This window comes from Solirubrobacter ginsenosidimutans (assembly GCF_027587205.1).
Window position 1 is genome coordinate 46,446 of sequence record NZ_JAPDOD010000040.1, and the last position, 25,291, is coordinate 71,736.

Annotated in this window: 22 protein-coding genes and 2 pseudogenes; 12 read left to right on the plus strand and 12 right to left on the minus strand. The window is 68.7% G+C overall.

Going from position 1 to position 25,291, the window contains the following annotated elements; all coding sequences use genetic code 11:
- Positions 1-57 precede the first annotated feature (57 nt).
- Genes OM076_RS32150 through OM076_RS32175 form a run of 6 tightly spaced genes read left to right on the plus strand, consistent with a single transcriptional unit; the run spans position 58 to position 6,916 of the window.
- Positions 58-1,989, plus strand: coding sequence for an acyl-CoA dehydrogenase family protein (locus tag OM076_RS32150; RefSeq protein WP_270044241.1), 1,932 nt, complete (start codon positions 58-60; stop codon positions 1,987-1,989).
- Positions 1,986-2,882 carry a 3-hydroxybutyryl-CoA dehydrogenase gene (locus OM076_RS32155; protein WP_270044242.1) on the plus strand — a complete coding sequence of 299 codons (897 nt, stop codon included), beginning with the start codon at positions 1,986-1,988 and terminating at the stop codon, positions 2,880-2,882. Before OM076_RS32150 ends, OM076_RS32155 begins: the two co-directional genes overlap by 4 nt.
- Positions 2,872-3,987: a 3-oxoacyl-ACP synthase III family protein gene (locus tag OM076_RS32160; RefSeq protein WP_270044243.1), complete on the plus strand. Its 1,116-nt coding sequence runs from the start codon at positions 2,872-2,874 to the stop codon at positions 3,985-3,987. Before OM076_RS32155 ends, OM076_RS32160 begins: the two co-directional genes overlap by 11 nt.
- On the plus strand, positions 3,971-4,876 hold the full coding sequence (locus OM076_RS32165; protein ID WP_270044244.1) for a 3-oxoacyl-ACP synthase III family protein: 906 nt from the start codon (positions 3,971-3,973) through the stop codon (positions 4,874-4,876). The genes OM076_RS32160 and OM076_RS32165 overlap by 17 nt, the downstream gene beginning before the upstream one ends.
- Before the next feature lie 37 nt (positions 4,877-4,913).
- The gene (locus OM076_RS32170; RefSeq protein ID WP_270044246.1) at positions 4,914-5,507 is read left to right on the plus strand and encodes a carboxymuconolactone decarboxylase family protein; all 594 of its coding nucleotides are present in this window, start codon (positions 4,914-4,916) and stop codon (positions 5,505-5,507) included.
- Positions 5,508-5,515: 8 nt separating this feature from the next.
- Positions 5,516-6,916, plus strand: coding sequence for a WS/DGAT/MGAT family O-acyltransferase (locus OM076_RS32175; RefSeq protein WP_270044274.1), 1,401 nt, complete (start codon positions 5,516-5,518; stop codon positions 6,914-6,916).
- Between the two features lie 337 nt (positions 6,917-7,253).
- On the opposite strand, the gene OM076_RS32180 is transcribed toward OM076_RS32175, so the two are convergent.
- The 7 genes from OM076_RS32180 to OM076_RS32205 all read right to left on the minus strand — a co-directional run bounded on the left by OM076_RS32180 (position 7,254) and on the right by OM076_RS32205 (position 13,537).
- Positions 7,254-8,258, minus strand: coding sequence for an NAD-dependent epimerase/dehydratase family protein (locus OM076_RS32180; RefSeq protein WP_308214362.1), 1,005 nt, complete (start codon positions 8,256-8,258; stop codon positions 7,254-7,256).
- A complete protein-coding gene (locus OM076_RS32185) occupies positions 8,248-8,664 on the minus strand; it encodes a CBS domain-containing protein (protein ID WP_270044248.1) in 417 nt (138 codons plus the stop codon). Before OM076_RS32185 ends, OM076_RS32180 begins: the two co-directional genes overlap by 11 nt.
- Before the next feature lie 50 nt (positions 8,665-8,714).
- Positions 8,715-10,706, minus strand: coding sequence for an acetate--CoA ligase (gene acs / locus OM076_RS32190; protein WP_270044249.1), 1,992 nt, complete (start codon positions 10,704-10,706; stop codon positions 8,715-8,717).
- Positions 10,707-10,748: 42 nt separating this feature from the next.
- Positions 10,749-11,939: an acetyl-CoA C-acetyltransferase gene (locus OM076_RS32195; RefSeq protein ID WP_272598669.1), complete on the minus strand. Its 1,191-nt coding sequence runs from the start codon at positions 11,937-11,939 to the stop codon at positions 10,749-10,751.
- The gene (locus OM076_RS32200; RefSeq protein ID WP_270044251.1) at positions 11,917-12,789 is read right to left on the minus strand and encodes an adenylate kinase; all 873 of its coding nucleotides are present in this window, start codon (positions 12,787-12,789) and stop codon (positions 11,917-11,919) included. The genes OM076_RS32195 and OM076_RS32200 overlap by 23 nt, the downstream gene beginning before the upstream one ends.
- A gap of 7 nt (positions 12,790-12,796) precedes the next feature.
- Complete coding sequence (locus OM076_RS47005) at positions 12,797-12,982, minus strand: hypothetical protein (RefSeq protein ID WP_372518107.1); 186 nt, start codon at positions 12,980-12,982, stop codon at positions 12,797-12,799.
- Between the two features lie 183 nt (positions 12,983-13,165).
- Entirely contained in the window at positions 13,166-13,537 is a 372-nt protein-coding gene (locus OM076_RS32205; RefSeq protein WP_270044252.1) for a lyase family protein, read from the minus strand.
- 44 nt (positions 13,538-13,581) lie between these two features.
- Between OM076_RS32205 and OM076_RS47010 the strand changes: the two are divergent.
- A pseudogene (locus OM076_RS47010) lies at positions 13,582-14,589 on the plus strand (ATP-dependent 6-phosphofructokinase).
- On the opposite strand, the gene OM076_RS32220 reads toward OM076_RS47010, so the two are convergent.
- The 3 genes and pseudogenes from OM076_RS32220 to OM076_RS32230 all read right to left on the minus strand — a co-directional run bounded on the left by OM076_RS32220 (position 14,586) and on the right by OM076_RS32230 (position 16,781).
- The gene (locus OM076_RS32220; protein WP_270044255.1) at positions 14,586-15,512 is read right to left on the minus strand and encodes a 2-deoxy-5-keto-D-gluconate 6-phosphate aldolase domain-containing protein; all 927 of its coding nucleotides are present in this window, start codon (positions 15,510-15,512) and stop codon (positions 14,586-14,588) included. The pseudogene OM076_RS47010 and the gene OM076_RS32220 sit on opposite strands and share 4 nt — an antisense overlap.
- A 250-nt stretch (positions 15,513-15,762) precedes the next feature.
- A pseudogene (locus OM076_RS32225) lies at positions 15,763-16,408 on the minus strand (aldehyde dehydrogenase family protein); the annotation flags it as partial.
- Positions 16,409-16,541: 133 nt separating this feature from the next.
- Positions 16,542-16,781 carry a hypothetical protein gene (locus OM076_RS32230; protein WP_270044256.1) on the minus strand — a complete coding sequence of 80 codons (240 nt, stop codon included), beginning with the start codon at positions 16,779-16,781 and terminating at the stop codon, positions 16,542-16,544.
- A gap of 309 nt (positions 16,782-17,090) precedes the next feature.
- On the opposite strand from OM076_RS32230, the gene OM076_RS32235 reads away from it, so the two are divergent.
- Entirely contained in the window at positions 17,091-17,501 is a 411-nt protein-coding gene (locus OM076_RS32235) for a hypothetical protein (RefSeq protein ID WP_505017724.1), read from the plus strand.
- Positions 17,502-17,649: 148 nt separating this feature from the next.
- Here the strand turns inward: OM076_RS32235 and OM076_RS32240 are convergent, their stop codons facing one another.
- Positions 17,650-19,137, minus strand: a complete 1,488-nt coding sequence (locus OM076_RS32240; protein ID WP_372518108.1) for a GAF domain-containing sensor histidine kinase — start codon at positions 19,135-19,137, stop codon at positions 17,650-17,652.
- Between the two features lie 4 nt (positions 19,138-19,141).
- Positions 19,142-20,338 carry an FAD-dependent oxidoreductase gene (locus OM076_RS32245; protein WP_270044259.1) on the minus strand — a complete coding sequence of 399 codons (1,197 nt, stop codon included), beginning with the start codon at positions 20,336-20,338 and terminating at the stop codon, positions 19,142-19,144.
- Between the two features lie 384 nt (positions 20,339-20,722).
- Between OM076_RS32245 and OM076_RS32250 the strand changes: the two genes are divergently transcribed.
- From OM076_RS32250 to OM076_RS32265, 4 genes are all read left to right on the plus strand, one after another.
- The gene (locus tag OM076_RS32250; protein ID WP_270044260.1) at positions 20,723-21,025 is read left to right on the plus strand and encodes a hypothetical protein; all 303 of its coding nucleotides are present in this window, start codon (positions 20,723-20,725) and stop codon (positions 21,023-21,025) included.
- On the plus strand, positions 20,991-21,881 hold the full coding sequence (locus OM076_RS32255; RefSeq protein ID WP_270044261.1) for an FAD-dependent oxidoreductase: 891 nt from the start codon (positions 20,991-20,993) through the stop codon (positions 21,879-21,881). The genes OM076_RS32250 and OM076_RS32255 overlap by 35 nt, the downstream gene beginning before the upstream one ends.
- Positions 21,882-22,208: 327 nt before the next feature.
- On the plus strand, positions 22,209-24,476 hold the full coding sequence (locus tag OM076_RS32260; RefSeq protein ID WP_372518111.1) for a nitric-oxide reductase large subunit: 2,268 nt from the start codon (positions 22,209-22,211) through the stop codon (positions 24,474-24,476).
- Positions 24,473-25,021 (plus strand): hypothetical protein, encoded by a 549-nt coding sequence (locus OM076_RS32265; protein WP_270044263.1) that lies wholly within the window; start codon positions 24,473-24,475, stop codon positions 25,019-25,021. The genes OM076_RS32260 and OM076_RS32265 overlap by 4 nt, the downstream gene beginning before the upstream one ends.
- The last annotated feature ends 270 nt before the right edge of the window (positions 25,022-25,291 follow it).

Consider the following 25,291-nt stretch of genomic DNA (forward strand, 5'->3'; position numbering starts at 1 on the left):
GTTTTTTCGTCGAGCGTCAAGGCTCTCAGCCACACCACCGATGATGAGGGGTTTGCCATGCCTGCTGACGCTGGCTACAAGGAAGCTCGAGCGATCTCAGAGGCAGCTCGGGAGAAGGACTGGAAGCTGCCCAGCTTCGGCAAGGGCCTGTATTTGGGGAACTTCCAGCCAGAGCTGATCTCCCCGCAACCAGAGATGCCGGCCGACGCGATCGACAAGGGCGAGCTGTTCCTTGCGACGCTCGGCACGTACCTGCAGGATCACGTCGATCCGCAGGCGATCGAACGCGACAACAAGATCTCCGACGAGGTGGTCGACGGGTTGAAGCGGATCGGCGCCCTCGGCATGAAGGTGCCCGTGGACTACGGCGGCCTCGGGCTGTCGCAGGTCTACTACAACCGCGCGATGATGCTCGCCGGAACCTGGCACTCCAGCCTCTCGACGCTGCTGTCGGCGCACCAGTCGATCGGACTGGCGCAGCCGCTGCTGCTGTTCGGCTCCGAGGAGCAGAAGCGCGAGTGGCTCCCGAAGGTCTCTACCACGCACCTGTCCGCGTTCGCGCTGACCGAGCCGGGCGTGGGCTCTGACCCCGCCAGGGTGTCGACCACCGCGACCCCGACGGAGGACGGTTCGGGATATCTGCTCAACGGCCGCAAGCTGTGGACCACCAACGGCACCGTGGCCGATGTGCTCGTCGTGCTGGCGAAGGTGCCGCGCAGTGAAGGCCGCAAGGGCGGCATCACCGCCTTCATCGTTCCGAGCGTGACCGAGGGCGTGGTCGTCGAGGCGCGCTGCGAGTTCATGGGGCTGCGGGGCATCGAGAATTCCCAGACGCGCTACACCGACGCTTACGTTCCGGCCGAGAACGTGATCGGCCGTGAGGGCCTCGGGCTCAAGATCGCCCTGGCCACGCTCAACACCGGCCGTCTCGCGTTGCCGGCGATCTGCGCCGGCGTCTGCAAGTGGGCTACGAAGATCGCCCGCGAGTTCGCCAGCCAGCGCGTCCAGTGGGGCAAGCCGATCGGTGAGCACGACGAGGTCGCGCAGCGCATCGCGTTCATCGCCGGGACCGCCTACGGCCTCGAAGCCATGCTCGACGTCGCCAGCCGACTGGCGGACGAGAAGCGCAACGACGTCCGCATCGAGGCCGCGATCGCAAAGCTGTACGGGTCCGAGATGGGCTGGCGCGTCGTCGACGAACTGATGCAGGTGTGCGGCGGTCGCGGCTACGAGACCGCCGCGTCCCTGCAGGCCCGCGGCCTGCGCGGTGTCCCGGTCGAGCAGGTTCTGCGCGACATGCGCGTCAACCGCATCTTCGAGGGATCGACGGAGATCATGCACCTGATCATCGCCCGCGAGGCGATGGACCAGCACCTGCACGTCGCCGGGGAACTGATGGAACCTGACGTCCCGCTCGATCGCAAGGCGAAGGCATTCGCCAAGGCCGGCGCCTTCTACGCCGGCTGGTACCCCAAGCTGGCCGTCGGCCGCGGCCAGGCCCCCAAGGCCTACTCCGACTACGGCGAACTAGCGGGGCAGATGCGGTTCGTCGAGCGCTCGAGCCGCAAGCTCGCCCGCTCGACCTTCTACGGCATGGCACGCTGGCAGGCCGGCACCGAGAACCATGGCGCCTTCCTGGGCCGGATCGTCGACATCGGTGCCGAGCTGTTCGCGATGTCCGCAACCGTGGTCTACACCCAGACCCAGATCCGGGAGCACCCCGAGCGGGCCGCCGAAACCCAGGATCTGGCCGTCGCGTTCTGCACCCAGGCCCAGTTGCGCGCGGAACGGCTGTTCAACGACCTCTGGACCAACGCCGACGAATCCAACCATCGCCTGGCGCTGGATGTCCTCAAAGGCCGCCACACCTGGCTGGAGGCGGGCATCGTCGACCCCTCCGCGGGCGACGGCCCGATGGTCCCGTCGGCCGAGATCGACCTGGGGATCCCGGTCGCGGTCGCGGCGATGACCGAAGGGTCACGCTCATGAGCTCGACCGTACTCGAGCCCGCCTCAGCCGAAGCGCCAGCCAGCTCCAAGCCGATCACGACGGTGGGCATCGTCGGTGGCGGGTTCATGGGCGCAGGCATCGCCGAATCCGCGGCACTCGCCGGGATCGATGTCGTGCTGCGCGAACTTCCGGAGTTTCTCGACGGCACCCGCCGGCGGTTCGAGAGCTCATTGGAGCGCGCCGTCAAGCGCGGCAAGCGCGACGGGGCGGACCGCGACGCGGCGGTGGCGCGAACGACGCTGACGAGCGACCTGCAGGACCTGGCCGGCGCCGAACTCGTGATCGAGGCGGTCCCCGAGAACGCCGAGCTCAAGACGACGATCATGAAGGCGCTCGGCGGCATCGTCGCTGACGATGCCGTCATCGCGTCGAACACCTCGTCGATCCCGATCGCGCAACTGGCCGGTGCGGTGCACAACTCCGACCGCGTGGTGGGATTGCATTTCTTCTCCCCCGTGCCCGTGATGAATCTGGTGGAGATCGTGCGCGCCCTCGACACCAGCGACGTGACCATCGAAACGGCGCACACCTTTGTCACACAACTCGGCAAGCAGGCTATCGAGACCAAGGACCGATCCGGGTTCGTCGTCAACTTCCTGCTCATCCCGTATTTGATGGCAGCGGTACGGATGTATGAGGAGGATTTCGCCAGCCGCGAAGACATCGACGAGGGGATGAAACTCGGGGCCGGTCACCCCATGGGTCCGCTCGCATTGTGCGACTTCATCGGCCTCGACGTGCTGCATGCGGTGTGCAACTCCCTGTATGAGGAGTTCAAGCGCGACGAGTACGCACCCCCGCCCCTTATGAAGCGCATGATCGCCGCCGGGCGGCTCGGCAGAAAGTCGGGACGGGGTTTCTATGAGTACTAATGGCGGACCGCACTGGATGGCCCTCGAGGGCGGCGTCGACGGCTCCCCCCGAGCTGGGTCCTACACGAGCCGGTTCGCCGGCATCGGCGCATCGCTTCCGCAGCGACGCCAACGCAGTGACGAGCTGATGGCGACGACCGCGCACCCGACTGACATCGATCTCGAGCGGCTGACCGGCGTCCGCGAGCGCCACATCGCCGGCGAGGGCGAGGACTCCTACACGCTTGCGCTGGGCGCGGCGCGCGACGCCCTCAGCTACGCGGACTGTGCCGCGGAGGACCTCGACGTCATCATCGTGGCGAGCATCACCCACTTCGTCGGCGGTCTGCGGGTGCAGCTCGAGCCGCCGCTGAGCGTGTCGATCAAAGAGGCGCTCGGCGCCCGGCAGGCGTTGAGCTTTGACATCTCCAACGCCTGCGCGGGGATGATGACCGGCGTCTTCATTCTCAACGACATGATCCGATCGGGCCGGGTCCGGCGCGGGATGGTCGTCAGCGGCGAGTACATCTCGCAGCTCGGGGTCAACGCCGCGCGCGAGGTGCGCACGGTGATGGACGACCAGCTCGCCTCGCTCACGCTCGGTGACGCCGGCGCCGCGGCGATCCTCGAGCGGGCCCCCGAGGGCGCTCCCGGGATCGAGGTGGCCGGCTTCACGACGCTGGCCGAGCACAGCCGTCTCTGTCTGGCGTTCCCGGCCAAGATCGGTCGCGGAGTGTCCATGTACAGCGACGCCAGGACGCTTCAAGAGGTCGGGATCGAGGACACGGTGCCGATGCTGCGCGAGGCGCTCGACGAGGCCGGCCTCGAGTTCGACGCGATCGACTATTTCATTCCCCATCAGACGTCCGCGCGAGCGATCAAGAAGGGCGTGAAGGAGTTCTCCGAGCGCCTGGGCGCCGCGCCGAAGCATGTCGTCGTGACCGTCGACGAGTTCGGGAACACGTCGTCGACGACCCATTTCCTCGCTCTCTGGAAGTACCTGCGTGAGGGCCGCTTCCAGAAGGAAGATCGAGTTCTGCTCCTCTCCATCGCCTCGGGCCTCGAAGTGGGCATCGTGATCTTCAAAGTCGACCAGCTGGTGGGACGCTATGGGCACGATTATTGAGGCGAGCGCGACCGCGACCGCGGCCGCGCACCGGCGGACGCTGCACCCCGGGGCGCTGGAGCTTGCCGACGTCGCCGCCCAGTCGTGCCTGGAGCGAGCGGGCCGGAGTGCCGATGACCTCGACCTGTTGATCAACGCGGGCCTGTTCCACGACAAGATCATCAGCGAGCCGGCGTTCGCATCGCTGATCCAGGAGGACATCGGCGCCAACCGCAGCCGCCCCGCCGGGGCGGGGCATGGGACATTCTCCTTCGACGTCTACAACGGGGGCTGTGGCCTTCTGACCGGCATCAGCCTGGTCGACGGCATGCTGGCGTCTGGAACCGCCGAGGTCGGCATGGTGGTCGCGAGCGACATGGATCCGGAACCCGGCGTCTCGGACGGATTTACGTTCCCCGGTGTCGGCGGCGCCATCTTGCTGAGCGCGGACGACTCCCGCCCGGGGTTCACGGCCTTTCGCTTCGCCACCTTCCCCGAGTACGCGGAGCTATTCCATAGCAACGTGGATTGGCAGGATGACCCGCGCGGCGGGACAGCCGGTCACGGTCGCAACGTCCTGACGGTCGAGATGGCTGAGACCTACACCGCCCAGGCGCTCGAGTGCGCCGAGGCGACGGTCCGGGAACTGGCGGACGAGCAGACGCTCGACTTCGGCGAGATCGACCTCCTCGTTGCCACGGCGTCGGTCCCCGGTTTCGCCGAGGCGTTGGCGGCGCGACTCGGCGTGCCGGCCGACCGGGTCCCAGCCACCGTGGACGGGCTCGGTGGCGCGCACACTGCCGCGCCCGCGCTGGCACTCGAATCCGGACGCCTCGCAGCGTCGGGCACGACCCTGTTCGTCTCCGCCGGGGCGGGGATCACGGTGGCCGTCGCGCTCTATCGGACGTGACCGGGACATGAGCCGCCAGCGCGCTAACGTCGCAACGGTGGCGAGGCTTCAGGCGCTGCTTCCGGCCCCGGAGAACGGCACGCCCCGAATCCCCGCCGCCCGCCCCGGCGAGCTCCGCCCGCTGGCGCGAATCCTGTCCAAGGTGGCGGGCCGCGTAACCGGCACGGGGCCGCCGAACATCTTCACGACGCTCGGTCAATACCCGCGCCTGTTCCGCGCCTGGCTCTGGTACTCGGCACAGCTGATGCCGTTCGGGCAGCTGCCGCGATCCGACACCGAGCTGGTGATCCTGCGCGTCGCGTGGCACTGTCGCTCCGCGTACGAGTGGCACCAGCACGTGCCACTCGGGCTGCGCATGGGATTGACGCCCGACCAGATCGCGGGCGTCGCCGAGGCGACGTCGGCCGACCGCTTCACGGTCCGTCAGCAGACACTGCTGGCCGCCAGCGACGAGTTGCTCGACCAACGTCGTCTCTCGGACGCGACGTGGAGCGCCGTTCAGTCCGCTCTGGGTCACCGCGAGACGCTCGAGTTGTGCCTGCTCATCGGCAACTACCAAGGCTTGGCTTCAACGATCGGCGGACTGGGAATCCAAGTCGAACCCGGCGCGGCCGCGTTGAAAGCGAGCTGAGGATCACGATGTCCGCAGACGACCAGCTCACCGCACTCGACGCCACATTCTTGGAACTCGAGGAGGCCGATGACGGCGTGCTGATGCACATCGGCGGAGCGCTGGTGTTCGCGTCTCGTCCCGGCGGGGGGACGCCGACGATCGACGAGATCCGCGAGCACGTCGAGCAGTGCCTGGACCGGTTGCCGCGCTACCGGCAGAAGCTCGACCTGCCTCGCACCGGGGGCCTTTCCTGGCCGTCGTGGAAGCGCGACGAGCGCTTCGAGATCGCAGCGCACGTGCGTCACGCGACCCTGCCGGCGCCGGGTGACGAGCGCGACTTCCTGGACTGGGTCTCTGATTTCTACTCGCACCGTCTGGACCGCAGCCGCCCACTGTGGGAGATGGTCCTACTCGACGGTCTGGCGGACGGCTGGGCGCTGCTGTGCAAGACCCATCACTGCCTGGTCGACGGCGTCGGCTCGCTCGATTTCCTCGGATTACTGCTCGGCGCGGCGCCTGCACCGCCCCAGTCGTCGACGTCTCCCCCCGCGGACGGGTCGCACGGATGGCTCCCGAATCCCTTCGGCGCGGTCACGCTGTTGGCCGGGGCCGGCGTTGCCGCCGCCCACCTGGGGAGCCACGCGGTGCTGCATCCCCGCGACGCGTTCGAACGCTCGCGGGGCGTGGTCGAGCTGCTAATCCGTGCGGAGCTGTTCGCGGCGCCGGCGTCGAGCCTTAACGTACCGATTGGTTCCACGCGACTGTTCGCGACCGTCAACGTTGATTTCCACGAGTTGCAGGACATCCGTTCAGCACTCGGCGGCACCGTCAACGATGTAGTGCTGTGCGCCGCGACCGGTGCCCTGCGCGCGCTGCTGCTGGAGCGCGGCGAGGAGCCGCCGCGCGGGCTGCGCGCGATGGTCCCGGTCAGCGTCCGCCGTGAGGGAGACGGCGGCGAACTCGGCAATCAGGTCTCCTCGCTGTTCGTCGACCTGCCGGTGGCCGAGTCCGACCCTTTGCGCCGCTACGAGCTGGTGAGCGCCGCGACCAAGAGGCTCAAGGCAGGCGGGCAGGCGCACGCGGCCAGCGCGTTGACCGATCTGACGGAACTCGCCCCGCCGGTCCTCCACGCGGGGCTCGCCCGGTCGCTGTTCGCGAAACGCCTGTTCAACGTGACGATCACCAACGTCCCCGGCCCACCGTCCTCCCTGTCCGCCTTCGGGTCGGAGCTGCTCGAGATCCTGCCGATCGTGCCGCTGGCAGCCGATCATGCGTTGGGTATCGCCGTGGTCTCCTACGCCGGTGCGATGACGTTCGGAGTGTTCGCCGATCGCGCCAGCGTGCCTGATCTCGACGTACTCCGAGACGGCATCGTCACCGCCCTGTCCGAGCTGGAGGCACTCGCCCGAGCGGCACCGGTGCACTAGGTGGAGTTCCTGAGAACGTTGTTCGTCCGGGCCGGCTGGAGCTTGCTCGCGCGGGCACCCCCGGGGCGATCGCCGCCCAGAACCGCTGCAGATCCTCACGCCGCGCCACCGATGGGCGCTCCGGCGCCGAGCCCACCAGATCAGCGCGACGCCGCTTGACCTTGCCCATCGCAACCCCACCCTCGAGCGTTGCCAAGACCCCTTGAATCCGCCGATGTCATGCGCGCGGTTGTCGGTAACCCGGTACACCGGCACCAGAGCAGAGGCAGCGATCGCGCGGATGGTGGGCGCCAGAGACCGGCGCGTAGAGCCACTCCCCACCCTCGGCGATCTCCCCCTAGCGACCGTTCAACGTATCCCGCAGCGCCTCGAGGCTGCTGTATCTCGGCCTCCAGCCGAGTTTGTCCTTGGCTTTGCTCGCGTCCATGATCGATGGGTGTGACATCGCCTCCGCCCAGCCCGCGAAGGCGGGGGCGAAGGGCACGGCCGCAACGCCGCGCGCGGTCGCACGGAGAAGCGCACCCGGGGCGGGGATCGGCATGAACCCGAGCTCCCGCAGCAGTTGCGCACCGCTCAGTACCCCGTCGCCCGTGATGTTGTAGACGCCGGGGGCACCCGCGCCGACGATGCACAGCAGGAACGCCTGTCCGACGTCCTCCTGATGGATGAACTGAACCGGCACGGGCGGCGTCAGGACCGGAAGCGGCACGCGTCCTCTCAAGCCGTCCAGTCGGCGGAGGATCGGCGCGAGCACTCCGGGGACGATTTCCTTGGCGCCCACCGCATCCGGTCCGAGCACGACCGGCGGCCGCAGGAGATAGAGGCCGGTCCCGGGATGGCGGGCGGCTTCCTTCCCGAGGAGCCGCTCGATCTCGGCTTTCTCCCGGGCGTAGAACAGGTGGGCGGCCGGCCGAGCGGGCCAGTCCTCGGTCATCCCGACGGGGTTGTCGCCGTGGAACCCGTACGCGGCAATCGACGAGGCGTACACGAATCGCCGGGCGCCCGCCGAGGCTGCCGCCCGGAACGCGTTCAGGGTGCCCTCGACATTGATCCGCCGGATCGTCGCTCGTGACGCCCCTCCGGTGATCATGAACGCGAGGTGCACGACGACGTCGGCGCCCTGGAAGGCCTCCTCCAGCGCGGCGCGATCGCGGACGTCGCCCCGCCGATAGGTCAGCTTCGTCCAACCATGCTCCTTCGCGTCGAACGGACGGCGCGCGATCCCGACGACGCGGGCGATCCGCGCGTCATCCTGCAGCAGAGGCATGAGGCCGAAGCCGAACGTCCCAGTCGGACCGGTGACGGCAACGGTCAGATTGGAGTCGGGCACACTAACCCTCACCCCAGCCAACGATGCCGGCGATGTCGAGCGCCGAGACCATGCCCGTCGGCTGCCCGGTCTCCGTGTCGGTCACGATCAGGTGCGAGGTGCGCTGGTCACGCATGACTTCGAGTGCACGGATCAGCGTGGTCTCATCGGGAATGCCGGTCGCCCGCACGGCAAGGTCGGCTGCCGTGGCTTCGGGTCGTCCCAGCGCAGACTGCGCGACGTCGACGTCAGAGACGAGTGCCCACCGCGTCGGATCGCTGAGTGACGTCACGAGGCAGTGGATGTGATGGCTGGACATCAACCGGCCCATCTCTCTGAGTCCCGCGTCGCCTGGACACGCCACGATCCCAGTGTTCATCGCATCGCTGACACGAGCATGCTCGACGCCCGGGATGCGTTGGCTGCCGGCTGGTTCCATGACACCCTCCTGTGGTTGCGTTCTCGGTTCGAAAGCCGTGGCGATCATTCCTAGATCGCCTGTGCAGCGGCCACCCTGCGTGCGAGGTCGGCCATCGCCGCCGGGTCGCTGAGCGTCGTGACGTCGCCGAGCGGGCGGCCCTCCATGATGTCGCGAAGCAGCCGCCGCATGATCTTCGCGGAGTTCGTCTTCGGCAGCTCGTCGATCCACACGATGCATTTCGGCCGCGAGATCTTGCCGATGTAGCGCGCGACGTGCTCACGGATCTCGGCCTCCAACTCAGGCGTGCCCTCGAGTTCGCCGCGTAGGATCACGAAGGCGACGATCGCCTGGCCCGTGCTCGCGTCCGACTGCGCCACGACCGCAGCCTCGGCGACCTTGGCGTGGGTCATGATCACCGACTCGACCTCGGCGGTGGAGAGGCGATGCCCGGACACGTTGATCACGTCGTCGATGCGCCCCACGATCCACAGGGAACCGTCCTGGTCGCGGATCGCGGCGTCCCCGACCACGTACGTCTCAGGGCCGAAGCGCGACCAGTACGTCTTGACGTAGCGCTCGTCCTCTCCGTAGAGCGTGCGCAACATCGCGGGCCACGGGCGCTTGAGCACCAACAACCCCTGACCCTGGACGACGCTCTCACCGGTCTTCTCGTCCACGACGTCGGCCACCACGCCCGGCAACGCTTGACACGCCGACCCGGGCTTGGTCTCGGTGTGCCCGGGGACCGGCGAGATCATGATCTGACCGGTCTCGGTCTGCCACCACGTATCGACGATCGGACAGCGCTCGCGGCCGACGACGACGTGATACCACAACCATGCCTTGGGATTGATCGGCTCGCCGACGGATCCGAGCACGCGCAGGGTCGAGAGGTCATGGACATTGGGCTCTTCTGCCCCCCACTTCATGCAGGCACGGATCGCCGTCGGCGCCGTATAGAAGACCGTCACCCCGTAACGCTCGATCAGCTCCCACCAGATGCCCCTGTGGGGATAGTCAGGCGCACCCTCGAACATCACGCTCGTCGCGCCATTGCACAGCGGCCCGTAGACGATGTAGGAGTGACCGGTGACCCAGCCGACATCGGCCGTACACCAGAACACGTCACGCTCGGAATCGAGATCGAACACCAGCTTGTGCGTCGAGCTGACACCGGTCAGGTACCCACCGGTGGTGTGGACGATCCCCTTCGGCTTGGCCGTCGAGCCCGAGGAGTAGAGGATGAACAGCGGGTGCTCGGCCTCCATCGGATGCGCCGGGCAGACGTCGTCGGCGGCGGCGAGGATCTCGTCGTAGAAAACATCTCGACCTGGCCGCATCGGCACGTCGATGCCAACATGGCGCACGACCACGATGTGCTCGAGCGAATCGAGCTCACCGGCGGCATCGTAGGCGGCCTTGACCGGCATGGTCTTGCCCTTGCGGCGCCCACCGTCGGCGGTGACCAAAACCTTGGCGGCCGAGACCTTCATGCGGTCCTTGACCGCCTCGGGCGCGAACCCGCCGAACACGACGTTGTGCGGCGCGCCGATGCGTGCGCACGCGAGCATCGCGACCACGACCTCGGGGATCATCGGCAAGTAGATTCCTACGATGTCGCCCTTGCCTACCCCGAGCCTTTTGAGTGCGTTGGCGAACCGCTGGACATCGCGCAGCAGTTCGGCATAGGTGATCGCGCGCTGCTCGCCCTCCTCGCCGGCCCAATGAAACGCCACGCGGTCGCCGTGGCCAGCCAGTACGTGCCGGTCCAGGCAGTTATAGGAAACGTTCAGCGTCCCGTCGGCGAACCACGTGTAGAACGGCGGATTGGACTCGTCGAGCACGCTCGCGAACGGCGTGTCCCAATGCAGCGTCCGGGCCTGCTCGGCCCAGAACGCCGCCTGATCGCTCTCGGCGAGTACGTCCGGCGCCGCGCCGCGGCCGCGCGCGGTGGCGGCGAAGTGCGCGGGCGGCGAGAAACGCTTCTGTTGCAGCAGCTCCTCGAGTCGGCGATCCAGCTGCTCACCGGAGAGAAGCAGCGACGGTGCGGAGGTGGACATACTCGGTTCCTGACGCTTGCGTTCGGCGCTGACCGTTGTAGGTCAAGCCGCCCCGTTGACGATCACGGCTGCCTGTCCCTGGCCGCCGCCCACACACAACGTCGCGACACCGCGGTGAAGATGCTCGCGTTTCATCTCATGCAGCAGCGTGACGAGGATGCGCCCCCCGCTGGCGCCGATCGGGTGGCCGAGCGCGATCGCGCCGCCGTGCGGATTCACGCGCTCCTCCGCGATGCCCAACTCGTTACGGACGGCGAGCGACTGCGATGCGAATGCCTCATTGAGCTCGAACAGATCGACGTCCTCGACACGCAGGCCGATCTTCGCGAGCGCCTTGCGCGTCGCCGAGATCGGACCGATGCCCATGACGCGGGGCTCGACACCAACCGAGGCGTAGCTCTCGACCGTGCCGAGCGGGACGAGACCACGTTTGGCGGCCATGGTCTCCGACATCACGACCAGGGCCGACGCGCCGTCGTTGACCCCGGAGGCGTTGCCGGCGGTGACGGTGCCGCCGTCCTTGCGGAACGCCGTGTGCAGCTTTCCCAGCGTGGCGGTCGTCGTGCCGGCGCGCGGGTGCTCGTCGTTGTCCACGAGCCGCGGCCCACCCTTCTTCTGGGGCACCTCAATTGGAACGATCTCCTCCTTGAAGGTCCCGTCGGCGATCGCGCGCTCGGCTTTCTGCTGGCTCTTGGCCGCGAAGTCGTCCTGCTGCTCGCGCGTGATGCCGTAGTCCTCGGCGACGTTCTCGGCGGTGATTCCCATATGGCCGTTGTCGAAGGCGTCGATGAGCCCGTCATGGACCATCGAGTCGACCATCGTCGCGTCGCCCATGCGCGCTCCGAAGCGGCCGCTGGGCACCAGGTACGGCGCTCGCGTCATGTTCTCCATGCCGCCGGCGACGATGATGTCGGCGTCGCCTGCGCGAATGATCTGCGCCGCGAGTGTCACGGCCTTCAGCCCGGAGCCGCAGAGCATGTTGAGCGTCGTCGCGGGCACCTCGACCGGCAGTCCAGCTCCGATCGCCGCCTGCCGCGCGGGGTTCTGGCCGAGGCCGGCCTGCAACACGCAGCCGAGCAACACCTCGTCCACATCCTCCGGTGCAATCTGGGCGCGCTCCAGCGCCGCCCGGATCGCGTGGCTGCCCAGCTCGGTGGCGGGCACGTCCTTGAAGCAGCCGCCGAACGTCCCGACGGGCGTCCGGACGGCGCTAACGATGACTGCTTGTTCCATGGTCTGCCTCCTGCTGTTCGGCGGATGGTGACGCCATGGCGGAGAGCCCCTGCCGGATCTGCGAGAAGACCGCGTCGGCGGACGGCGCTCCGTTGACGCGCAGAAGCTGTCCGAGGCGGGCATAGCGGGCGATGAGCGGCTCGGTCGCGTCGTGGTAGGCCGCCAGCCTCCGGCGGACCGCCTCAGGGTGGTCATCGTCGCGACGCACGAGTGGCGCGCCGTCTTCGTCGCAGACACTTTCCCGCGCGGGACGGTTGTACCGGACATGGAACACGTGACCGCTCGGGCATACCCGGCGTCCCGAGATGCGGTCGATGACGACGTCGTCCGCCACGTCGACGAGGATCGCGGCGGTGAGGCAGCGGTCGCGTGCACGCAGCAGGTCGTCGAGCGCCTCCGCCTGTGCGACGGTGCGAGGGAAGCCGTCGAGCAGAAGCCCGGAGCCGGAGTCGTCGGGCAACGCATCGGTCACCATGGCGATCACAAGATCGTCCGGCACCAGTCGCCCCGCATGCATGGGCTTGGATGCCGCAAGGCCGAGGTCCGTGCCACGGCCACGGTGACGGCGGAGCATGTCGCCGGTGGCGAGGTACACCACGTCGAACTGCTCGCGTAGGATCGCCGCCTGGGTACCCTTGCCCGCCTCTGGAGGCCCTAAGAGCGTGAGGTTGAGCGGCGCTCCGTGGCGTTGCTCCGCACGAGGTGTTTCGTATCGGTGGGTGAAGCGCTGGATGGGCTCGGCTCCTGACGCGTGCGTTGAGGCGCGGACCATCGAGATCGACACGCCGACGTCGGCCGAGATGCTGGAGCCGAAAGAACATCGCTCGCCGTGGTTTGAAGCGAAGCGCACCCCTAGCTTACACCCGGCACGGCGTCCGGGCTGCCTTGTTTCCCGGGCCGCGATGGTGCGGAGGTCCGGGCGGCGTCCAGGGTCGCCTCATCGACGCCGGGCTCGCACGCAGCGTCCGCCCGATCTTGGTCGCGTCCTTGACGATCGCCGCGCCCCGGTCGTAGCCGATGAACGGGTTGAGCGCGGTCGCCACGGCGAGCGTCGACTCCGCGAAGCGGGCGCAGCCTTAGAGGTTGGCCTCGATCCCGCTTACGCACTTCTCGGTGAACAGCGCGCTCGCGGTCGAGACAAGCTGCGGCGACTGGAGCAGGTTGCGGGCGATCAGGGGGACGCGGACATTGAGCTCGAACTGGCCCTGTAGACCCGCCGATCGTGATCACCGCATCGTTGTGATCACCTGCACGCCGACCTGCATGACCACCTCGGTGATCACCGGGTTGACCTTGCCCGGCATGATCGAGGAGCCCTTCTGCAGCTCGGGCAGGAGCAACTCGCCGATCCCCACGCGCGGTCCCGAGCCATCAGCGCCAGGTCGCCCGCGATCTTGATCCGACACGGCGAGGACCTTGAGGGCACCGGAGAGCTCGACCAGCGCGTCGCGGTTGGCCGGCGCCTCGAAGGGTCCCTCCGGAGCGTCGACCGCGAAGCTCGTTTCGGCGGTGAGGCGATCGCGGACGCGCGCGGCGAATTCGGCGTGGATGTTAAAGCCTCTGCCGGTCGCTGTTGCGCCTAGCGGGACCTGCGCCACCTGTGGCAGCGCATTGCGCACACGCGGCGCGCGCCGAGGCGGACCTGCGCCGCGTAGCCGCCGAACTCAATGCCGTCATCAGTGCCGTGGTCCGCAAGGGCGAAGTCGAGCACGGCGACACCTTCGTCGGATTCCGTGACGGCTGGAAGGGCCTGACCGAGAACCTCACCCGCCGCTCGACGTCGAGCTCTGTTGCGGCATCCTGCCCAAGGGCGGAACCATCCTGGGCACGTCGCGGACCAATCCGTACAAGGTCGAAGGCGGGGTCGATGCCGTCAAAGAGACGCTGAAGCAGAACGACATCGATGCTCTCGTCGCCATCGGGGGCGACGACACGCTCGGCGTCGCGCACAGGCTGTCACAAGCTGACGTGCACGTCATCGGAGTCCCGAAGACGATCGACAACGACTTGTCGGCCACTGAGGTCACGTTCGGTTTTCATACCGCCGTACAGATCGCGACCGACGCGATCGATCGCCTGCACACGACCGCCGAGTCACACGACCGCGTCTTCGTCTGCGAGGTGATGGGCCGCCACGCCGGTTGGATCGCGATGTACCCCGGCCTGGCCGGCGGTGCCGCCGAGATCCTTATCCCCGAGCAGCCGTTCGACATCGACGAGGTTGCGGCCAAGATCAAGCAGCGTCACAGCAAGGGTCGCTACGCGTCGATCATCGTCGTGGCCGAGGGCGCCATCCCGAAGGAAGGCACCCTCTCGGTCGCCAGCGGCAAGGTCGATGCCTTCGGCCACGCTCAACTCGGGGGTATCGGCCAGTTCGTGGCCGACGCACTCGAAGAGCGCACCGGCTACGAGACACGCGCGACCGTGCTGGGCCACATCCAGCTGGGGCGGAACGCCGACCGCGTACGACCGCGTGCTGGCCACCCGCTTCGGGTTACGGGCCATCGGCGCCGTGCACGAGAACGCATTCGGCACGATGCTCGCCCTCAAGGGCGACGTCATCGACCTCGTTCCCCTCGGCGAGGCCGTCACCGAGCCAAAGACCGTCGGCCCCGCCTTTCTCGACGAGGCCGCGGCCTTCTTCGGCTAGACGAGCGCTTCGCGCTTGGCGTCGTCGTAGACCTTCACGAAGCGCAGGTAGTTGTCCGCGATCTGGTCGGAGGCGGCGGCGCGCTCGAGATCGCCGGCAAGGAAGCCCTTCAGCGCGTCCCACCAGATCGACCGCCCGATGGCGAAACCGATGAAGCCCTCGACCGGCGCCGCCTGCCGGAGCCAATGGTCGACCTTCTCGTCGGAGGCGCCGCGGCCCAGCAGGACCGAGGTCACGCCCTCACGGCCCTCGCCCGTGCGCGTCTGAGCGATCAGCATCTCAGCGTGCTCGCGGGCGTCGACGCCCTCGATCTTCCACACGTCGACGTCGATCCCGTGGTCGTGGATCTGCGCGATCGCGCGGCGCATCAGCTCCGGGCGTAGCTCGGCGTCGTAGCGGTTCGAGTCGCCGCCGACGGCCTCGAGCTGGTCGGGCTCGGCCGGGACCAGCAGCTCGAACAGGAACTTGCGGTCGTGGTCGTGCAGCCAGTCGGCCAGCCGCTTGAGGCGGTCGAGCTGGCGCTGGTTCGTGTCGGCGTCGCCGTCGGGGTTGAGGCGGACGAGAACCTTCGAGAAGTCGGCGTCGTCGGCCTCGATGTGCTCGCTGAAGGCATCCCCGTACTGGAAGTCGAACTCGCTCAGCCCGCTCTTCTCGATCGGCCTGGCGAGCTTGAGGCCAAGATCCTTCGCGAGCTCGGGGATGTCGCCGCCGAACTGCTCGTCGACCAGCACACCGGTGGCCGCGGGGTCGGCTCCGCGCTCGACGATCTTCGCCATGCCCTCGAAGATCAGCTTCTTGGCGTCAGTGATCGTCTCCGTCTCCGCGGGCGTCGGGTCCCCCTCGATCCCGAACATCTTCGTCTGGAAGGACCCCCGGTGATCGAACGCGAGGATGTAGAGCTTGCCGTCATAGCCGAGCGTCATGGGAACCGCCTTTGTCGTAGAGAACAGCAGTAGGTCACGCGGGTGCCCATCACCCTCCGAGCGCCGCCCGCGCGCCGGCGACGCGCGCGATCCCGGCGCGAGCCGAGCGCGTCGAGCGCGTGCCGCGCGGCCACAGCGACCTTGTCGCCGCCGCAACGGCGACCGGAATCCCGCGGTCTGACTCGGCCGACGAGACCATCGGGCCATCGCCGACGGACGGATCCACAGGTCGTGGAAGAGCGTGTCCGTGGACGACGTCGGCGATCAGCGCGCACAACTTCAGGACCGACGACGGGGTCGGACTGGCCGGCTTGACGATCGTGCAGTTGCCGGCCGCAAAGGCGGGCGCGATCTTCCAGGCAGTCAGCAGCGGGAAGTTGAACGGGATGATGTGTCCGACCACGCCCGGCGGCTCCTGGAAGCGGTACGCGTACGTGTGGCTGTCGATCTCGGAGGATCCGGCCCTCTTCGGCGCGGACCGCGCCGGCGAAGTAGTGGAAGTGGTCGATCGCCAGCGGCACATCGGCGCCGAGCGTCTCACGCACCGGCTTGCCGTTGTCCCAGCTCTCGACGATGGCCAGCTCCGCGAGGTTGGCCTCCATCACGTCGGCGATCGCGTTCAGCACCGACGCCCGCTCGGCGAGAGACCGCGCGGCCCACGCATCCTTGGCCGCGTGGGCGGCGTCGAGCGCGAGCTCGATGTCGCCGCGTGTGGAGTCCGCGACCTCGCAGATCACTTCGCCCGTGACGGGCGTGCGGTTCTCGCGGTATTTGCCGTGGACCTGCGCAACGAAGGCTCCGTCGATGAAGTTGCCGCACTGCGTAGCGACGGTGATCGGACTGTCAGCGGAACCCGGGGCAGGATCGGTGGTGCGCTCTCGAAGGATTGCGGTCATGGTCTTTCCCGTTCGGTGATAACGCGCTGCTGCCATGAGAGGTCATCACTGATGACACCCAGATACATCGGTAGTCCACACGCACTCGCTGCGGGCGACTACGTCCACGAGCCGGCTTTGGCCGTGACCCGTGCTACGGGACTAGTGACGCGCGGAATTCGCGGCGGACGGAAGCGGTCTCGCCCCTCGCGAGCCGCAGATCGCGCTCAACGTCTTCCAGTACGCCATTCAGCGTGGTCTGGTTTCCGTCGGCGCGCACGTCGGCGGCCGCCGTTCGTAACGTGACGGTGGAGGCGTGCAGGCGACCGAGGCGGTCGAGCAGGACGTCGACGGCGTCCCGACGCGAAGCAGCGGAGGTCGTGGAATCGGTCATGGAAGGACGGTACGGCCGGCGAGGGCTCCGGCCATCAGCGCAAGGCCGCCACTCGCCGCGGGAAACTACCCTCGATCCGTTCGATGATCGTCGGACAGGGGCAGCCGGGGACGATCACGCCGTGATGTGCTCCCGAATGCGGGTGTGCGCGCCGGCAGGCTGCGTTCTGCCCGTGCAATCTCCGGGGCAAGCGACAAGTCCGCGGCGAGAGCTCACCGACGATTCCGGGGTTCGGCGCGTGGTGGGAACGCAGAGCGGGTACTGCTCCGTGGGGAGGGCATCGAGGCCGGGGTCGCGAGTGACGTACTGGTGCCGCGCGTGCACACTGACTTCTCGGCGCGCCGCGTGCTGGTCACCGAGTACGTCGAAGGCCTGCGGGCGGACGAGATGACGCGCCTGGCGGCGCGGAGCGCGACCGCTTCGGCGAGATCGCCTTCCGCTTCTACTTCGGCCTCATGCGCGACGTCGAAGCGGACAAATCTCGACGGCGAACGCGAGATCACGCGCGCGCCCGCCGTACTTCGCGTCGATGCGCCACGTCGGAATGCCGCCCCGACGCTCCTGCTGCGTCGCAGGGAGCTTCAGATGCTCGCGCTGCTCGGCGAGCTCCATGCCGGAGCCGACTGGGGCCCGATCACCGCCGAGCACCACTCCGACGTGCTCCCCTCCACCGTCCTCGGGCGCGAGGATCACGCGTTCTTCGTGACACACACGCGCTGATAGCCGATGAGTCCGTAGTTCTCCCGGCCGCGACCCGAGAGCCCCCGGATGGCGGCCGGGGAGAACTCGCCTTACGAGGAGGACGTCGTGCCGACACCGTTGCGCGCTCCGGCGGCAGCGGCCCTCGGGATCCTCGCGGCGCGGAGAACTACAGAGCGGGGATCGCGGCGGAGACCGTAGTCCCCGTCGCTGAAGAGGCGAGCTGCAGGTCTCCGCGCAGCAGCGAGATGCGCTCGCGCATCCCGGTCAGCCCGAACCCGGCGTCGGGCGTGGCGGGATCGAAGCCCTGTCCGTCGTCGCTCACGCAGATGTGGATGACGCCGGAGGTCTCCTGGACCGCGATCCGCACGCGCGTGGGCTTGGCGTGCCGAATCGCGTTGTTCAACGCCTCTTGGATGACCCGGTAGACGGTCGTCTCGAGCTCGGGCGCGTACCGCGTCGCGGTGAGGTGCACCGCGGCGGAAACCTCGACTCGCTCGCGGTCCTTGGCGCGTCCCGCCAGCCCTTCGATCGCCGCGGCCAACCCGAGCTCGTCGAGCGCCGCGGGGCGCAGCTCGCGGATCAGCGCGCGTAGTCCGTGGATCTGCTCCTCGATGCGCTCGATCGAATCCCGGACCGCCGCGCGCAGGTGCTCTGGGTCGTTGATGCGGGCTGACGCCACGAGCAACATCTGCAACCCGCCAAGTCCTTGGAGGGTGTCGTCGTGCAGCTCGCGCGCCCAGCGCCGGCGCTCCTCTTCCGCCGCGCCGATCGCCTCGCGCAGGCGTCGCTCCTCGACGCTACGCGCGGTCGCGACGGCCGTCGCGGCGCTGGCGGCGAAGCCTTCCAGAAGCGCCTCGTCGGCGCGATCGCCCGGTGCGCCGAACGCCACGAGCATTCCGAGCGACTGTCCGCGGAAGACCAGCGGAACGAGAGTGCCGCCCGCAGCGGCGAGCCCGAGCGGGTCACGGATCGTCCCCGGGACATCCCCCGCCTCTGCCGCGACGACCATGCCGCCGGCCTCGCGCAACAGGATCACGAGCCCCTCTGCTGCGATCAGCGACCGTCCGCGCTCGGCGATCAGCTCGAGGATCCGGTCCAGGTCCGTTTCGCCACCGACCGCCCGCGCGATCGCCGTCGCCGCCTCGAGCCGGCGCACAAGGCGCTCGAGCTCGACGCGGCGTCGTTCGCTCACCTGGCAATTGCGCGCGTTCTCGATCGCGATCGCCGCCCACTCCGCGAGCCTGACCACGGCCTCCTCATCGGCATCCGTGAACGGCTCGCCGTCGGGCTTGTCGCAGAGGTAGAGGATGCCCCACGCCTCACCGCGGATCAGCACCGGCACGCCGAGGAACGTCTCCATCGCCGGGTGCCCTGGCGGAAAGCCGGCGGAGCGGGGCTCTTCGTGGAGGGCGTCGACGCGCAGCGGGCGCGGATCGGTGATGACCGCGCCGAGCAGGCCGTGACCCTCAGGCAGATGCCCGATGGCCGCGTGGTCGTCGTCGGAGAGCCCGTGGGTGACGAACCGCTCGAGGCCGTCACCCAACTCGTCCAGGACGCCGACCGCGGCGTACCGGGCACCCGTCAGCTCTGCCGCGGTCGCCAGGAGACGGTGCAGCATCGCCTCCACGTCAACTTCATGCGCGACCGCGGTCATCTCGTCAACGCAAGCCGAGGACTTCGATGCCGTCGGTGCCGTGCGTGCCGACGTCGACGCTGACCGGCAGCCCGAGGTCGCGACCGGCCTCCTCGTCGAGACCCTCCAAGTACCCCGCGAGCTCGCGGCCCGCGATCTTGGTCGGCGGCCACCACAGCGCCCGGCCGGCCACGTCGGCCTGCTCCGGTGCGTCGGCGGCGTCGTGGCGCAGGAAGCGCGCCCAACGCTCGGTGAGCAGCATCCCGCGCAGCACGGTGGTGAACGGCTTCGCCTCCACCGCCGCGCCCGCGCGGCGGGCGATGTCGGCCGCTGCCGCGTCCGCCTGCTGGCAGGCGATCCCGCCCTGCTTGATCGGGAACGCTGTGACATCGCCGGCGGCGTAGATGTCAGCGACGCCCTGCACGCGTGCGTGACCGTCGATGACGAGGAAGCCCTCGGGGTTGCTGGGAAGCCCGGGAAGGCGCGGCCCTTCGAGCCGCGGGAGCGTGACCAGACGATCGACGTCGAGCAGGTCGCCGTCCGCGCCGAGAGAGATCCGGCCGGGAGCGAGGACCTTCGCCTCCGTGGCGGCGTGGAGCACGATTCCGGCTTCGGCCAGGAGTCCAGCGAGCTCGCCTGTGGCGTCGGCGCCGAAGATCGCAAGCGGCGTCGCCTCGGGCGTCACGAAGTGCAGCTCGAGCGCGGCGCACATCTGGTACGCGCGCTCGGCCAGCATCAGCGCGAGCTCGTAGAGCGGGAGCGGCCAGGTGCTGCCGGGCGGGACGACGAAGGCGATGCGGCGGACGTAGCCCTCCTCGACGTCCTGGACGATCCCGTGCAACCGCTCCTGATCGGTCAGCGAGCCGGTGAACGTGGTCGCGCCGCTGAACGGCTCGATCGGGTGTGCGCCCGACGCGATCAGCAGCACGTCGTACGGCAGGTGCTCTCCTGCGACCGTCACGACCGCGTGCGCCGCGGCGTCGACGCGCGCAAGGCGCCCGCGATAGTGCGTGAAGTGGGCGTCGGTGGCCATCCGCTCGATCGGATAGGTCGTAGCCGACCCGGCGGCGAACGGGGCGAGCACGCTCAGCGGCCGGTAGGTGAGGTTGGACTCGGGCGCGAGCAGCGTCGTCGCGACGCGGTCTCCGGCTAGCCGGTGCAGGGCCAGCGCGGCCTCGAGGGCCGCGGGTCCGCCGCCGGCGATCAGGACGTTGGTGGGCATGCACCGAATCTTCGGTCCCATAGCCGCCTCCGCCGTCCGGGTGAACGGCGGGTTATGCGTGCGGAAAACCCGCAGTCTGCGTGTGCCATGAGGCGGATGCAGTGCCGTCCCCGCGGACATACGGTGCGTTCATGCCGGACCGCACGCCCCGCTCATCCTCGGCGGAGCACCCGCCGCGCTGGATGCAGCGCCGGCCGTGAAACGCTTGGCCGGCGACCGTCCGCGCTACCTGCGCCACGCGCCCGACGATCGCGGGCTCGCGAGCGACGATGCGCCCTGATGGCCGCCGCACAAGATCGCCGGGCGCGAGCTCGCCCCCTACCTGACTACCCACCCCGAGCTCCGGTTGGAGCCCGTCAATCCGACGTTGTGAAGGTGCACCCCATGTCCGCGTCCGTTCCCCCACTCCGCGTCCTCGTCGCCGGCGGCGGCGTCGCCGCCATCGAGACCGTGCTCGCGCTGCGAGCCCTCGCGAGCGAGCGCGTCGCGATCGAACTGCTCGCGCCGGCCGACGAATACGTCGAGAAACCATTGTCGGTCCGCTCCCCGTTCGACGGCGCCGCGGAGCCGCGGGTCCCGCTCGCGGCTCTCCCCGCGTGCGGCATCGTCCACCATCACGGAGCTCGCGGCGGTCGATGCCGTGCGGCGCGAGGTGCGCACCACCGACGGCGGGCGGCTCGCCTATGACCGGCTGGTCGTCGCCCCCGGCGCTCACGCGATCGACGGCGTCCCAGGGGCGGTGACCTTCCGCGGCCTGATCAGTTCAGGGCTGGTCGAGGCGGCGATCCGCCGCGCCGAGGACAGCCTCCTGTTCGTCGCCCCGGCGGACACCGGATGGATCCTGCCGCTCTACGAACTCGCCCTGATGACCACGCACGAGTTCCCCGACGGACCGGACATCCGGATCGTCACCCACGAGCCGCGCCCGCTCGACGTGTTCGGCCCGATCGCATCCGACGCCCTGGCCCGACTGCTCGACCGCGCCGGCATCGAGTTCATCGGCCGCACGCGAGCGATCGAGTACATCGGGAACGCGTTGCTCACCGGGGAGAGCGAGATGATCGCGGCCGACGCGGCCGTGTCGCTGCCGCGGCTGAGAGGACCGTTCATCGAAGGTCTGCCGGCCGACGCGGACGGCTTCATCCCGATCAACGCCAACGCACGCGTCGTGGGCGTGCCCCACGTGTTCGCCGCTGGCGACGCGACCGACGAGCCGATCAAGCAGGGCGGGCTCGCCATACAGCAAGCCGACGCGGCGGCGGAGACGATCGCCGCCGAGGTGGGCGCCGTCCTGTTCCCGCGCCCCTACCGGCGCATCCTGCGGGGCATCGTCCTGACCGGCGAACGGCCGCTCTACCTGCGCCGTGACCTCGATGAAGCGGCGGAGATCATCCGCCCGCTGCGCGGGATGCCGCTGGGCGTGTCGCGCGATCAGCTGTGGTGGCCGCAGGGCAAGGTCGCCGGCCGCTATCTCACCGGCTTCGTCGCAGCGCGCGGACACCCCGGCGCGCAACTGGCCGACCGGCCGCCCGCCCGCCGGTAGTCGGCGATCGCGGCGGATGCCTGGAGGCGCAGCGCCGGCCGCCGCGGACCAGGAGAAGCACTCCAGACATGCGAACGTCCGTGCCGCCCCGTCGTCATAGAACGGACACGCCGGGTTGTATCGCTCGGCATGCGCGGACGTTGTGCACAGCCGAACGACCGGCGCGGACGCCTCGCTCGAGTTGTTTGTCTTGACTTTCAGGCGTGTACTGAGAGCTGGTGGGCCGCGTTCCCAGGCGGCGGCCGGGCGAGAGGGGTCACAGTGCACGAATCTCCGCGGCGAGTCTTGCTGGTCTCCAAGGGCTGGGTGCAGGCGGTCGGGCTGGTGATGCTGATCGGGTTCTTCATCATGGGGCTGCTCGCGTATCGCACGTACACGCAGCATCCTCCGGTTCCGCGCGCCGTCGTCGACGACCGGGGACAGGTGCTCTACACGGGCCGCGACATCTCCAAAGGCCAGCAGGTCTTCCTGCACAACGGGCTGATGGAGTACGGGTCCGCGTTCGGTCACGGCGCCTACCTCGGCCCCGACTTCACCGCCGATTACCTCCGCCGAGCCGCGAACATCGTCACACGCTCCTTCGGCGGCGCTGGTGCACTCGCAGGCGAAGCACAGCGCAAGACGATCCAGGACTTCCGCACCAACCGCTACGACCAGCGCAGCAGCCGACTCACGCTCACCGCCGGCCAGGCCGCGGCGTTCCGCGCGCTGGTGCCGTACTACAGCCGCTTCTTCTCGGAACCCACCACGATCCACGGGCTGCGCCCGAAGGCCATCACCGATCGGACCGAGCTGCGCCAGCTGACCGCGTTCTTCGCCTGGACCGCGTGGGCCGCTTCGACCGAGCGCCCGGGCCACGACTACACCTACACCAACAACTGGCCGCCTGAGCCGCGCGTGGACAACAAGCCGACGGGCAACGTGGTGGTCTGGTCAGTGCTGTCGTTGATCGCACTGCTGGGCGGAATCGGCATTCTGTTCGGCGCGTTCGGGCGCTGGGGGCGAAACCTCGGCTGGCACGGGCGTGAGCAGGCCACGTTGTCGTTCCGTGCGCCCGGCGACGTCGCGCTGACGCCCGCCCAGCGCGCATGCGCGTGGTTCTTCTTCGTGATGGCCGCGCTGTTCCTGCTGCAGACGCTCGTCGGCGCCGCCTCACAGCACTACCGCGCCGACATCGACAACTTCTTCGGCTTCGATCTCGCCCAGATCTTCCCGTACAACCTGATGCGGACCTGGCACGTCCAGCTCGCGCTGTTCTGGGTCGCGACCTCCTTCGTCGCCGCGGGCATCTTCCTGGCCCCGATGATCGCCCGCCGTGAGCCCAAGCACCAGGGCAAGCTCGCCTTCGCGCTGCTCGGCGCGCTCGCCGTCGTCGTCTTCGGCACCCTGATCGGCTCCTACCTCGGCGTCCATGGCGTGCTCCAGCACGCGGCGTCGAACTGGTTCGGCCTGCAGGGCTTCGAGTACCTCGACCTCGCGCGGCTGTGGCAGGTGCTGCTGTCGATCGGGCTCTTCGTCTGGGTGTTCATGCTCTGGCGCGTGCTGCGCCGGCGCCTCGCCGCGGAGCACCCCGGCAACATGCCGTGGCTCTTCTTCCTCGCGGCCTGCGCGATCCCCGCGTTCTACGCCGTCGGCTTGATCGCCCGTACTGGCGACAACTTCACCACGACCGAGTTCTGGCGCTTCTGGGTCGTGCACCTGTGGGTCGAAGACTTCCTCGAGCTCTTCACCACCGTGATGGTCGCCTACATGTTCGTGCTGCTCGGCGTCGTGCGGGAGAAGATCGCGCTGACCGTCGTCTTCCTGGACATCGTCCTCTACTCCGCGGGCGGGATCGTGGGCACGATGCATCACCTGTACTTCTCGGGCGAGCCCGCCGAGCACATGGCGCTCGGCGCGTTCTTCTCGGCCGGCGAGGTGATCCCACTGACCTTCCTGACCGTCGAGGCATGGTCGTTCCTGCAACTCGGCGCCGCGCAGGAGTCGCGCTCGCAGACCCCGTTCCCACACCGCTGGGCCGTGATGTTCCTGGTCTCCGTCGGGTTCTGGAACTTCCTCGGGGCGGGCATCTTCGGGTTCCTCATCAACCTGCCGATCGTCTCCTACTTCGAGATCGGCACCGCGTTGACCGCCAATCACGGCCACGCGGCGATGATGGGCGTCTACGGCATGCTCGCGCTCGGGCTGGCGATGTTCTGTCTGCGCTATCTGATCCCGGCCAATCGCTGGCCGGAGAAATGGGCGCGAATCTGCTTCTGGTCGACGAACATCGGACTGGCCTGGATGTGCTTCGCGACCCTCCTGCCGCTCGGCATTCTGCAGCTCTACAAGTCCGTCGACAGCGGCTACTTCGAAGCCCGCGAGCTCAAGTTCCTGACCAACGACACCAACACGGTGCTCGAATGGCTGCGACTTCCCGGTGACATCGTCTTCATCGCCGGCGGCGCCCTGCCGGCGCTGTACATCGCCTACCTCGGCATCCGCCGCACCGTCAAGCACGTCACCTTCGACGAGCCCGACGACATTCTCTTCACCGAGATCTCCGGAGTCACCGAGCCCGGACCCGACGAGGCGACCGCGGCGCACATCGCATGACCCCCGAAGTCATCCTGGCCGCGGTCTACGCGGCGGCGCTGATCATCGGCGCGCTCGTCCTCGAGTGGCTGTCCGCCCACACCCACCGGCGCGCGCTGCGCTACCGCACCGCCGGCTTCACGTACCACAAAGACCACGACCACTGGCGCTGCCCGGAGGACGAAGATCTCTGGCCGCACGAGATCGACGAGGAGTTGCGGCTCGTCCGGTACCGGGCCAAAGCCCACGTCTGCAACGCCTGCCCGCTCAAGGCGGCGTGTACCGACTCCGACCTCGGGCGCGAAATCGTGCGCTCGATCGACCCGTGGCCGCACTCCGAAGCGGGCCGTTTCCACCGCGGCCTTTCGCTCATGCTGGTCGCCCTCGCGCTGCTGATCGTCGTCGTCGAAGCCGTGCGCAACCATCGCCCCGAGGAACTGGCGCTGCTCGCGGCGGTACTGGCCACCGGCACAGTCGCCGCGGTCCACCTCGCGCACGACTTCCGCGCGCACCCGGCCAACTTCCCCACCCCCACGCCCTCCCACGGGCTCGGGCTCCGTCAGTGACGTCGACCGGGTACTCCTGCATGCACAGGCCGGAGCCCTTGCAGTAGTCCAGGTTGGACGCGTAGGCGTAGCCTGTCGCCGCGGCGTCACGGCCGTCCCGAAAGGCGGCGATGGCCAGGAGCTCGGCGGAGGTCACGACACCCTGACCACCGCGGCCGTCGAAGCGGACTTGGAACACACCCGAACCGCCGCCATCCGTTGCGCGCCGCCGATTCACGCCGAGTGCTCCGCAGCGTTCGTCTCGGAGGCGGCGCGCCCGGCGGACCCGGG